Annotated in this window: 8 protein-coding genes; 4 read left to right on the forward strand and 4 right to left on the reverse strand. The window is 73.6% G+C overall.

Translation table 11 applies throughout. The features are described from left to right. Nucleotides 1-287: 287 nt before the first annotated feature. Nucleotides 288-1649: a type I glutamate--ammonia ligase gene (glnA, locus tag AQJ11_RS18720; RefSeq protein ID WP_014672334.1), complete on the forward strand. Its 1362-nt coding sequence runs from the start codon at nucleotides 288-290 to the stop codon at nucleotides 1647-1649. 127 nt (nucleotides 1650-1776) lie between these two features. Then, a complete protein-coding gene (locus tag AQJ11_RS18725; protein ID WP_059263809.1) occupies nucleotides 1777-3126 on the forward strand; it encodes an MFS transporter in 1350 nt (449 codons plus the stop codon). A gap of 72 nt (nucleotides 3127-3198) precedes the next feature. On the opposite strand, the gene AQJ11_RS18730 is transcribed toward AQJ11_RS18725, so the two are convergent. Genes AQJ11_RS18730 through AQJ11_RS18740 form a run of 3 tightly spaced genes read right to left on the reverse strand, consistent with a single transcriptional unit; the run spans nucleotide 3199 to nucleotide 6357 of the window. Beyond that, on the reverse strand, nucleotides 3199-4218 hold the full coding sequence (locus AQJ11_RS18730) for a TolB family protein (protein WP_059263810.1): 1020 nt from the start codon (nucleotides 4216-4218) through the stop codon (nucleotides 3199-3201). Beyond that, the gene (locus AQJ11_RS18735) at nucleotides 4215-5468 is read right to left on the reverse strand and encodes an MFS transporter (RefSeq protein ID WP_208616561.1); all 1254 of its coding nucleotides are present in this window, start codon (nucleotides 5466-5468) and stop codon (nucleotides 4215-4217) included. The genes AQJ11_RS18730 and AQJ11_RS18735 overlap by 4 nt, the downstream gene beginning before the upstream one ends. Before the next feature lies 1 nt (nucleotide 5469). Continuing rightward, entirely contained in the window at nucleotides 5470-6357 is an 888-nt protein-coding gene (locus AQJ11_RS18740; protein WP_014672330.1) for an alkaline phosphatase family protein, read from the reverse strand. Between the two features lie 127 nt (nucleotides 6358-6484). On the opposite strand from AQJ11_RS18740, the gene AQJ11_RS18745 reads away from it, so the two are divergent. Both AQJ11_RS18745 and AQJ11_RS18750 read left to right on the forward strand, forming a co-directional pair. Continuing rightward, complete coding sequence (locus AQJ11_RS18745; RefSeq protein ID WP_014672329.1) at nucleotides 6485-7438, forward strand: DUF72 domain-containing protein; 954 nt, start codon at nucleotides 6485-6487, stop codon at nucleotides 7436-7438. A 520-nt stretch (nucleotides 7439-7958) separates the two neighbouring features. Further along, nucleotides 7959-10979, forward strand: coding sequence for a bifunctional [glutamine synthetase] adenylyltransferase/[glutamine synthetase]-adenylyl-L-tyrosine phosphorylase (locus AQJ11_RS18750; protein ID WP_059263811.1), 3021 nt, complete (start codon nucleotides 7959-7961; stop codon nucleotides 10977-10979). Here the strand turns inward: AQJ11_RS18750 and AQJ11_RS18755 are convergent. Next, on the reverse strand, nucleotides 10961-11821 hold the full coding sequence (locus AQJ11_RS18755; protein WP_107112838.1) for a phosphatase PAP2 family protein: 861 nt from the start codon (nucleotides 11819-11821) through the stop codon (nucleotides 10961-10963). The genes AQJ11_RS18750 and AQJ11_RS18755 overlap by 19 nt on opposite strands. Nucleotides 11822-11836 lie beyond the last annotated feature (15 nt).

The raw sequence follows: 11836 nt of genomic DNA on the forward strand, positions 1-11836 counted from the left end.
CTGATCAACACGCTATGAAAACTTGCATCTGGGATGCAAATTTAACGGGCGTGGTGTCGGTCACGCGGGGAAGCGGACCGGCCATTACGGATGCCGGTCCGAGCAGGCAAGATGGGGCGAGAGCGCAGTACACCTGCCGTACGGGAGGCGTTCAGGGCGAGGATGCTCGGGCGATCAAGGTCCGCAACGCGCGTGAAATGGTGTTGTGGTGGGATGCTCAGGTGCCCGACCGCCTCCCGTGGTACGGGGGACAGGCGGCCTGACCAGCAAGGATGGGGAAGCGGAAGATGGACAAGCAGCAGGAGTTCGTGCTCCGGACCTTGGAGGAGCGTGACATCCGGTTCGTACGCCTGTGGTTCACGGACGTGCTGGGCTTCCTCAAGTCCGTCGCCGTGGCCCCCGCCGAGCTGGAACAGGCCTTCGACGAGGGCATCGGCTTCGACGGCTCCGCCATCGAGGGCTTCGCCCGGGTCTACGAGTCCGACATGATCGCCAAGCCGGACCCGTCCACCTTCCAGGTCCTGCCGTGGCGCGCGGAGACCCCCGGCACGGCCCGCATGTTCTGCGACATCCTCATGCCCGACGGCTCGCCGTCCTTCGCCGACCCGCGGTACGTCCTGAAGCGTGCCCTCGCCCGCACCTCCGACCTGGGCTTCACCTTCTACACCCACCCGGAGATCGAGTTCTTCCTGCTGAAGGACCGCCCGCTGGACGGCTCCCGCCCGACCCCCGCCGACAACTCCGGCTACTTCGACCACACCCCGACCAACGTCGGCATGGACTTCCGCCGCCAGGCGATCACCATGCTGGAGTCGATGGGCATCTCGGTGGAGTTCTCGCACCACGAGGGCGCGCCGGGCCAGCAGGAGATCGACCTGCGCTACGCCGACGCGCTCTCCACGGCCGACAACATCATGACGTTCCGGCTGGTCATGAAGCAGGTGGCGCTGGAGCAGGGCGTGCAGGCGACGTTCATGCCGAAGCCGTTCTCCGAGCACCCCGGCTCCGGCATGCACACCCACCTGTCCCTCTTCGAGGGCGACCGCAACGCCTTCTACGAGTCCGGCGCCGAGTACCAGCTCTCCAAGGTCGGCCGCTCCTTCATCGCGGGCCTGCTGCGGCACGCGGCGGAGATCTCCGCGGTCACCAACCAGTGGGTGAACTCCTACAAGCGCATCTGGGGCGGCTCCGAGCGCACCGCCGGCGCCGGCGGCGAGGCCCCGTCCTACATCTGCTGGGGCCACAACAACCGCAGCGCCCTGGTCCGCGTCCCGATGTACAAGCCCGGCAAGACCGGCTCGGCCCGCGTCGAGGTCCGCTCCATCGACTCCGGCGCCAACCCGTACCTGACCTACGCCGTCCTCCTCGCCGCCGGCCTGAAGGGCATCGAGGAGGGCTACGAGCTCCCGCCGGGCGCCGAGGACGACGTCTGGGCCCTCTCCAACGCCGAACGCCGCGCCATGGGCATCGAGCCCCTCCCGCAGAACCTCGGCGAGGCCCTGACCCTCATGGAGGGCAGCGACCTGGTCGCCGAGACCCTCGGCGAGCACGTCTTCGACTTCTTCCTGCGGAACAAGAAGCAGGAGTGGGAGGAGTACCGCTCCGAGGTCACCGCGTTCGAGCTGCGCAAGAACCTGCCGGTGCTGTAGGGGCAGGTCAGAGACTTGCCGTTGATGCGGCGGACGGGGCCGACGGTCGCGGACCGTCGGCCCCCGCGGTCGTGAACACGCACCCGAGGTCGTCGATCCGGCGTCCGCCCGGCCCTAGCATGCGCCTGTGGCACCGCTGCTCGCCGTGTGCGCCGGGTACTTCATGGTCATCCTGGACGTCACGATCATCAATGTCGCCGTGCCCGCGGTGGGCCGTGAGCTGGGGGCCTCGCTCACCGGCATCCAGTGGATCACCGACGGCTACACCCTCGTTCTCGCCGGGTTCCTGATGACGGGCGGTGCGCTCGGTGACCGGCTGGGCAACCGGCGGGTCTTCTGCGCGGGCGTGGCGCTGTTCACCGTGGCGTCGGCCGCGTGCGCGGGCGCGCCCAGTGCCCCGGCCCTCGTCGCCGCCCGGCTGGTCGAAGGGCTCGGCGCGGCGCTGATCGTTCCCGGCTCGCTCGCCCTGCTCCAGGAGGCCTACCCGGAGTCGGCGGCCCGCTCGCGCGCCTTCGGGCTGTGGGGATCGATGGCGGGGATCGCCGCCTCCGCCGGGCCCCTGCTGGGCGGGCTGCTGGTGTCCACCGCGGGCTGGCGGTGGGTGTTCCTCGTCAACGTGCCCGTCGGCGCGGCCTGCCTGGCCCTGACGGCGCGGTACGTCGCGCCCTCGCCGCGGAACCCGGACCGTGCCGTGGACTGGCCGGCCCAGGCCGCCGTGGTGGCGTCCGTCACCCTGCTGACCGCCGCCCTGAACGAGGCCGGACGGCGCGGCTGGTCCGACCCGGCCGTCCTCGCCGGGCTGGGGCTGGCGGCCCTGGCCGTGGCCGGGTTCGCGCTGCGTGAGCGGCTCGCCCGCGCTCCGGCCCTCCCGCCGCAACTGCTGCGCTCACCGGCGATGGGCGGAGCGGCCGTCGTCGGGCTCCTGTTCAACCTCGGCTTCTACGGCATGGTGTTCACCGCCAGCCTGTACTTCCAGCACGAGCGCGGCTACAGCGCCCTGCGGACCGGGCTGGCGCTGTTCCCGGCCGTGGCGGTGACCATGTTCGCCTCCGTCCTGTCCGGGCGCCTGACCCGCCGTACCGGGGACCGCCCGCTGGTGGTCGCCGGCATGCTCCTGGGCGCCCTCGGGCTGGCCGGCTGGGCCGCGGCGGGGAACGACCCGGCCTACGCGCTGCTGGTGGCCCCGATGACGGCCGCCGGCTTCGGCACGTCCTTCGCCCTGACCGGCTCGACCACCACGGTGATGGGCGCCGCGCCCCGGGCGTACGCGGGAGCCGCCTCCGCCCTGTTCAACACCACCCGCCAGATCGGCAGCGCCACCGGCGTCGCACTCGGCGGCAGCCTGCTGGCGACCAGCGCCGACTACGGCTCCGGGGTGCGCCTCGCCATGGCCGTCGGCGCCCTCGCCTACCTGCTGGCGGCGGGCCTCGCGTGGCGGTGCGTGCCGGCCAGGGCGGTCCGGGCCGCCGCCCCGTGACCGCGTTGTGGCCATCGCCGCCGCCACCCGGTGCGCCGCGTCTGGGCGTCAGCCGACGACACAGGAAACGGCCTAGCCGAGGTACGCCGGTGACACCGCCGCCGAGCTGATCCGGTGCGGCCGTCCCGAGCCGTCCGCCGGGACCTCGTACAGGTCGGCGCCGTAGTCCCCGGGCAGCGCGTACACGAGGGTGCGGGCGTCCTTCCACACCGCCTGGTCGTCCACGCTGCGCGGCTCGGCGAGCGGGGTCTCGCGCATCGTGCGCAGGTCCAGGACGTACAGCCGCCAGGGCGCGTCCTTCGGCAGCCCCGCGACCCGCTTCTTGTACGCGACCCGGGTGCCGTCCGGCGACAGGGACGGGCACTCCACGTTGGCGTGCAGCGTGGTGACCGTACGGCGGCGCAGGTCGCCGCGGACCAGGTACGTCCGCCCCTTGGTCGCCAGCGTCGCGTAGAACGTGCGGTCGTCGGCCGCGAACGTCACCCCCCAGAAGTTGACGTCCGCCGCCCGGTACGGACGCCCGTCCTTGACGATCCGGAAGGACTCCAGGGACGGGATCAGCTTCCCGTCGCGGGTGTCCACGATGGCCGCGCGCGTGGAGAAGTCCGTCCCGGCGTACGAGTCGCCGCCCACGAACGCCGTCCAGGCGGCGAAGTGCCCGGTGGGGGAGACCCGGGCGCGGGAGGGGACGCCCGGCACGTCGTAGCGGTCCACGGTCCGCAGGCGCGCGTCCAGGATCAGCGCGCGGTAGGTGTCCGAGACGGGCCCGTGCACGGCCTGGAGGCACACGCCGGTGCCCGAGGCGGCGTAGAACCGCAGGCACTTGAGGCCGGACGCGGTGCGCGGCGCGTCCGGCGCGGACGCCGGGACGCTGGTCAGCTCGTCGCGGTGCGGCCCCCACGCCATGTTCCGGAACACCAGCCGCCCCGGCTCGCGCAGCGTCACCGTCCCCGGCGTGACACTCGGCCCGCCCGCCTGCGCGTGGTCCCGGCGGTCCGCCCGCGCGGAGGCGTGCAGCACCGACGCCAGCCCGACCGCCGCCAGCACACAGGCGGTGGAGACCAGGATCAGGATGCGGGTGCGTACGGTCATGCGGGCACCGTTCCCTTCGGGCGCAGGGTGAGGGAGAACGCGGCGCACGCGGCCAGCGCCACCGCCGCGCCCGCCAGCGCCGCCCGGTCGCCCCACACCGTCCAGGCCGCGCCGAACAGCAGCGAGCAGGCGAACCGGGTCAGCGCCTGCCCGGTCTGTACGACGGCCAGCCCGGAGGAGCGCAGCCGTTCCGGCACACTGTCCGAGGCCGCGGCCATCAGCACCCCGTCGGTGGCGGCGTAGAAGGCGCCGTGCAGGGCGAGCACGAGGTACGGCAGGCCCGTGCCGTGCCAGGAGGTGAGCAGCAGCGCGTACACGGCGAGCAGGGCGCCGTGGCCGGCCAGGAACACCGCCCAGCGGCCCACCCGGTCCGCGAGCCGGCCGAGCGGCACCGCGAGCAGCAGGAAGGCGGCGGCCGTGCCGAGCGGCAGCAGCGCGAACCAGCGGTCGGGGACGCCGAGGCGGCGCTGGAGCAGCAGGTAGACGAAGGAGTCGCTGACCGTGGCGAGGCCCAGCAGCAGCGCGCACACGGTGATCCGGCGCAGATCACGGCCGCGCAGCAGGGCGAGGGCCGCGCGGAGAGTCGGCCGTTCGACCGGGCCCGCGTCACCCCGCCCGCCCGGCACGAAGAGCACCAGCACCAGGACGCCCAGCACGGCGACGCAGAAGCTCACGGTGAACACCGCGTCGTACCCGTCGACGGTGGCCCGCAGGATCAGGAACGCCACCAGCGGCCCGAGCAGGGCCCCGGCCGTGTCCATCGCCCGGTGCACCCCGAAGGCCCGCCCGCGCGTCTCCGGCGTACTGGCGAGCGAGATCAGCGCGTCCCGGGGCGCCGTGCGCAGCCCCTTGCCGGTCCGGTCGGCGGCGAGCACGAGCCCGATCGGGGTCAGCGCGTGCGCCACCAGCAGCAGCGGCTTGCACACGGCCGAGATGCCGTACCCCAGCCCGGCGACCCACTTGTGCCGCCCGCCGCCCCGGTCGGCGAAGTGCCCGCCCACCAGGCGCACGAGCGCCGAGAACCCGTTGTAGACGCCGTCCAGCAGCCCGAACCCCAACGGCGACAGACCCAGACCGGTCACCAGGTACAACGGCAGCACCGCCGTCACCATCTCCGACGAGACGTCGGTGACCAGGCTCACCGTCCCCAGCGCGAGCACGGTCGGCGCGAGGGCCGCACGGCGCCGCCCGGCCGAAGGCCGGACGGCACCCTGAGCGGACGTACTCGTACGGCTGTCCGCTACGTACACGTCAGGACGCCCAGATCCCGGTGATGTCCTTGGCGGAGGCCGCGTTGCCCGCGTGCGTGGTCAGGCCCTGGGTGTCCTCCAGGGTGCGCAGCAGGTCGTAGTGGTTGTACGTGGTCGAGGAACTGGACCCGGCGGCGACGGGCTGCCCGTAGAACACGGTCGGGATCTTGTTCCCGCTCAGCCGGTTGTCCTCGTCGAAGGTGACGACGAGCAGGCTGTTGTGGGTCTTGGCCCAGGTCGCGTAGGCGCCCAGGTTGTTCTTCAGCCAGGTGTCACCGGTGGACACCGAGCAGTCGTGCATGTCGCTGCACAGGTTCGGCACCACGAACGACACCTGCGGCAGCGTCGAGTAGTCCGTCGGGAACTGGGCGAACGTCTTGGCGGTCGACGTCGGTACGTTGCTGAACCCGAACCAGGGGTTGTGCTTGCGGGCGTAGGTGCCGCTGCTGCACGTCGTGGAGCCCTGGCTCGGCAGCGTCTCGTTGTAGCTGGCCCAGGTGCGGCCGGCGGCGATCAGCTCGGACGCGAGGTTGGGCGCCGAGGAGAACCCCGGGGTGTAGCAGCTGTCGTCGGTGATCCCCTGCGTCGACCCGGAGAACAGCGCGAAGTAGTTCGGCTGGCTGGGGTGGGTCTCGGCGTACGACTGGGTCAGGTTGGCACCCCCCGCCTTCAGCGAGTTGATGTACGGCGCGCTGGAGGAGCCGATGACCTGGCTGTAGGCATGGTTCTCGAAGACCACGACGACCACGTGGTCCGGGCTGGGCACGGCGCCCGCGGCGTGCGCGGACCCCTCGCCGAGTCCGGTCCACAGTCCGACCGCGGCTGCGGCGAGGGCGGCCGCGGACGCCACGACGGCGCGGGCACGGCGGTACACGGAACTGCCGGACACATCAACCTCCGGGTAGGGATGGGCGGCTGGCGGTGCGGACAGAGCATGCTCACGCCAATGTGCCCGCGGCCCACGTCGGCCAACCCCACGGGTGAAAACCCGGTGAACGGCGGGTACCCACGCCCGCATGGCGGACATCCTCATCGGCACATGCGGCTGGACCGACCCGGCGCTGCTCCGGAGCGGCTGGTACCCACCCGGCCACCGGGACGCCGAGAAGCGGTTACGCCACTACGCCACGCGCTTCCCCCTCGTCGAGGCGGACTCCCCGTACTACGCCCTCCCGGCCCCGCGCACGACCGCCCTCTGGGCCGAACGCACGCCTCCCGGCTTCCGTTTCGACGTCAAGGCGTTCTCCCTGCTCACCGGCCACCGTACCCGCCCCGCCACCCTGCCGCCCGACCTACGCGACCACCCCCGCGACGAGGCCCTGCGCACGGAGGTCTGGACCCGCTACGCCGAAGCGCTGGCCCCCCTCCGCGACGCCGGCCGCCTGGGCACCCTCCTCTTCCAGTACCCGCCCTCCCTCACCCCCGGCCCGGAGGCCGAGGCCTTCATCCGCACGGCCCGCGAACGCGCCCACGACTGGCCGTTCGCCGTCGAGTTCCGCGACCCCGCCTGGTGGCACCCCGCCCAGGCGGCCCGTACGGCGGCGTTCCTCGGCGACCTGAACGCGACGGCGGTGGCCACGGACACCCCCGACGCCCCGCCCCCCGCCCCCGTCACCACCCCCCACCTGCACCTGATCCGCTTCCACGGCCGCAGCCCTCACTGGGGAACGGGCACGAAGGAGGACCGCTTCCGCCACACCTACACCGAGCAGGAACTCTCCGCCTGGCTGCCCCCCATCCGCCAGGCAGCCGCCCAGGCCGAAGAGGTGCACGTCCTCTTCAACAACTGCTGCGGAGACGCGGCCCCGAGCGCGGCCCAGACCCTGCACGACCTCCTGACGACGAACCTCCCCCACCAGCAGCGCCGTTCCACCCCCCACCCGCACACGGCGGGGCCTGACGAGGCAGGACCGGCGGAGGCCGGGGCTCGTGCGGAAGTCCACGACGCCCGGTACCCGCGCCCGGCGTGACAGGAAACGCGACCCGCGGCTGGCGGGGCAGGATCGGCGGAGTCCGGGGCTCGCGCGACGACCCGCAGCCGCCCACGGCGGGAAGGGGACGTGTCGGGTGGTGTCCGCCCGCAGCGGCCGGCGAAAACCCCGGCACCACAGGAGTAACAGTCCGCCGGACCGAGGACGGACACCACCCGGCGCGGCCCCGACCCTCACCCCACGGCAGGCGCGACCCGAGCCACGCCCCACCCGCACGGGCCGCCGCAGGCACGGGGCCCGCCACCCGACACGGGACCCGCCACCGGCACGGGACCCGCCACCCGGCACGGGACCCGGCACGGGCCCCGCCCCGGCGCTCCTCCCCACCCGCACCCGCCCAAGCCGCCGCACGGCACCCGGCACCCGCCACCCGCCACCCCCCACCCGCCCCCCCCGAAGCCCCGCCCCCGGAAGTCCCCGTACCGCGACCCGCCACCCCCCGCCCCCTCCGGTTAGGCTCTGGCCAGGACGACAGCGGATCCGAGGGGAGACCACGGACATGACGCCGGGGCGCAGGAGCAGCACTTTCACCCGTCTGCTGCGGCACGGCTTCACCGACCCCTCCGCCGCCGAACGCCTCCTGGACGGCCCCGAACTGGCCCCCGTCCGCGACGACCCCGTCCTCCTCGAAGCCCTCGGCGCCACCGCCGACCCCGACCTCGCCCTGCACGGCCTGGTCCGCCTCCTGGAGGCCCAGCCCACCCCCACCGCCCACCGGGAACTGCTGGACACCCTCATCGCGGCCAAGCCCCTGCGCGACCGCCTGCTCGGCATCCTCGGCGCCTCCGCCGCCCTCGCCGACCACCTCGCCCGCCACCCCGGCGACTGGCAGGCCCTGGTCACCTACGAGCCGCACGACCTCCACCCGGGTGTCGCGGAGTTCGAGCGCGGCCTGGCGGAGGCCGCCGACCCGGTCTCGCTCCGCGTCGCCTACCGCCGCTGCCTGCTCTCCATCGCCGCCCGCGACGTCTGCGGCACCACGGACGTCGCCGAGGCGGCAGCGGAGCTCGCCGACCTGGCCACCGCCACGCTCCGCGCGGCCCTGTCCCTCGCCGAACGCGCGGCCCCGGAAGACGCCGCCGCCTGCCGCCTCGCGGTGATCGCGATGGGCAAGTGCGGCGGCCACGAGCTGAACTACGTCTCCGACGTGGACGTGATCTTCGTGGCGGAGCCGGCCGAGGGCGTCCCCGAACCCCAGGCACTGAAGGCCGCGACGAAACTCGCCTCGCACCTGATGCGGATCTGTTCGGAGACCACCGTCGAGGGCTCCATCTGGCCGGTGGACGCCAACCTGCGCCCCGAGGGCCGCAACGGCCCCCTCGTGCGCACCCTCAGCAGCCACCTCGCCTACTACCAACGCTGGGCGAAGACCTGGGAGTTCCAGGCCCTGCTCAAGGCCCGCCCGGTGGCCGGGGACGCGGCGCTCGGCCAGGCGTACGTCGACGCCCTCGAACCCCTCGTCTGGAAGGCGGCGGACCGCGAGAACTTCGTGGCGGACGTGCAGAAGATGCGCCGCCGGGTGGTGGAGAACATCCCCGCGGCCGAGATCGACCGCGAACTCAAGCTGGGCCCCGGCGGCCTCAGGGACGTCGAATTCGCCGTCCAGCTCCTCCAGCTGGTGCACGGCCGCACCGACCCCGCCCTGCGCAGCGGCACCACCCTGGACGCCCTGACGGCCCTCGCCGCGGGCGGCTACGTCGGCCGCGAGGACGCCGCCCGCCTGGACGAGGCGTACCGCTTCCTGCGCTCCATGGAGCACCGCATCCAGCTCTACCGCCTGCGCCGCACCCACCTCGTGCCCGAGGCGGAGCCGGACCTGCGCCGCCTGGGGCGTTCCCTGGGCCTGCGCGCCGACCCGGTGGCCGAGCTGAACCGCGAGTGGAAGCGGCACACCGGCGTCGTACGCCGGCTGCACGAGAAGCTCTTCTACCGCCCGCTGCTCGACGCGGTCGCCCAACTGGCCCCCGGCGAGGCCCGGCTGCGCCCGGAGGCGGCCCGTGAACGCCTGGTGGCGCTCGGCTACGCCGACCCGGCCGCCGCCCTGCGCCACCTGGAGGCCCTGGCCTCCGGCGTGACCCGCAAGGCGGCGATCCAGCGGACCCTGCTGCCGGTCCTCCTCGGCTGGTTCGCGGACTCCGCCGACCCGGACGCCGGCCTGCTGAACTTCCGCAAGGTCTCCGACGCGCTCGGCAAGACCCCCTGGTACCTGCGCCTGCTGCGGGACGAGGGCGCGGCGGCCGAGAACCTGGCCCGCGTCCTGTCGGCGGGCCGCCTCGCCCCCGACCTGCTGATGCGGGCACCCGAGGCGGTGGCCCTGCTGGGCGACGGCAGCGGAGCGGGCCCAACGGCGCTCGGCGGTGGCCTCGCGCCGCGGCAGCGGGCCGCGCTGGAGCAGGAGATCCTGGCGGCCGTGGGCCGCGCGGAGAACGCCGCGCAGGGTGTCACCGCGGCCCGTGGCGTCCGCCGCCGCGAGCTGTTCCGCACCGCCGCCGCCGACATCGTCGGCTCCTACGGCACCGAGACCAGCCCCGCCGAGGCCGACCAGGGCGCCCTGGTGGACCGGGTCGGCGCGGCCGTCTCGGACCTCACCAAGGCGACCCTGGCGGGCACCCTGCGCGCGGTGGTCCGGGAGGGCTGGGGCGACACCCTGCCCACCCGGTTCGCGATCATCGGGATGGGCCGCTTCGGCGGGCACGAGCTGGGCTACGGCTCCGACGCGGACGTGCTGTTCGTGCACGAGCCGCAGGACGGCGTGGACGAGCACGAGGCGTCGGCCGCCGCGAACAGGGTCGTCGCCGAGATGCGCCGCCTGCTCCAGCTGCCCAGCGCCGACCCGCCGCTGCTCATCGACGCCGATCTGCGCCCGGAGGGCAAGTCGGGCCCGCTGGTGCGCACCCTGAAGTCGTACGAGGCGTACTACCGCCGCTGGTCCCTGGTCTGGGAGTCACAGGCGCTGCTGCGGGCCGAGCCGGTCGCCGGCGACGCGGACCTGGGCCGCCGGTTCGTGGAGCTGATCGACCCGCTGCGCTACCCCGCCAAGGGCCTCACCGAGGACGGGGTCCGCGAGATCCGCCGGCTGAAGGCCCGCATGGAGTCCGAGCGGCTGCCGCGCGGCGCCGACCCCAAGCTGCACACCAAGCTCGGCCCCGGCGGGCTGTCCGACGTGGAGTGGACGGTCCAGCTCCTCCAGATGCGCCACGGCCACCAGGAGGCGGGCCTGCGCACCACCCGCACCCGCCAGGCCCTGGCCGCCGCCCGCGAGGCCGGGCTGCTGTCCGCCGAGGACGCGGAGATCCTGGACGAGGCGTGGGTGCTGGCCACCCGGGTGCGCAACGCGGTCATGCTGGTCCGCGGCCGGGCCGGGGACACCTTCCCGACCGAGCCGCGCGAGCTGGCCGCCGTGGGCCGCTACCTGGGGTACGGCGCCGGGCACGCCGGGGACATGCTGGACGCGTACCGCCGTACCACGCGCCGGGCGCGCACGGTGGTGGAGGAGCTGTTCTACGGCGACAGGGCCTGAGCGGGCGCGGGGGTCCGGGCCGGGACCAGCCGGGGCAGCGCGTGCGGCAGGCTGCCGTACCACACCCGGGCCACCGTGAACCCGAAGGTCAGGCAGAGCACACCGCCCACCGCGTCCAGCCAGAAGTGGTTGGCGGTGGCGACGATCACCAGCAGGGTGGCCGTCGGGTACAGCAGCCCCAGCACGCGCACCCACGGCACCGACGCCAGCGCGAAGACCGTCAGGCCGCACCACAGCGACCAGCCGATGTGCATCGACGGCATCGCCGCGTACTGGTTCGACATGTGCTTCAGGTCGCCGGAGGCCATCGAGCCCCAGGTGTGGTGCGCCATCACGGTGTCCACGAAGCGCCCGCCGCGCATCAGCCGGGGCGGCGCGAGCGGGAACAGGTAGTAACCGACCAGGGCCACGCCCGTGGTCGCGAACAGCACCAGCCGGGCCGCCGCGTAGCGGCCGGGATGCCATCGGTAGAGCCACACCAGCACCCCGATGGTGACGACGAAGTGCAGTGTGGCGTAGTAGTAGTTCATCCCGATGATGAGCCAAGTCACCGAGTTGACGGCGTGGTTGACCGACTGCTCGACGGCGATGCCCAGCGCGTGCTCGGTGCGCCAGATCCAGTCCGCGTTGCGCAGCGCCGCGGACCGCTGCTCCGGTACGGCGTTGCGGATCAGTGAGTACGTCCAGTAACTCACCGCGATCAAAAGGATCTCGAACCACAGCCGGGGCCGCCTCGGCCGCCGCAGCCGGCCCAGCGGACCGCGTGGGACCTCGCCCGTGACGGCCCGCGGAACGGCCACCTCCTCGCGACCTTCCGGCTCTGTCACGGTCGAGTCACTCATAGGCACAGAGTCTGC

It is taken from the genome of Streptomyces corchorusii, from assembly GCF_001514055.1.
GTDB classification, from domain to species: domain Bacteria; phylum Actinomycetota; class Actinomycetes; order Streptomycetales; family Streptomycetaceae; genus Streptomyces; species Streptomyces olivaceoviridis.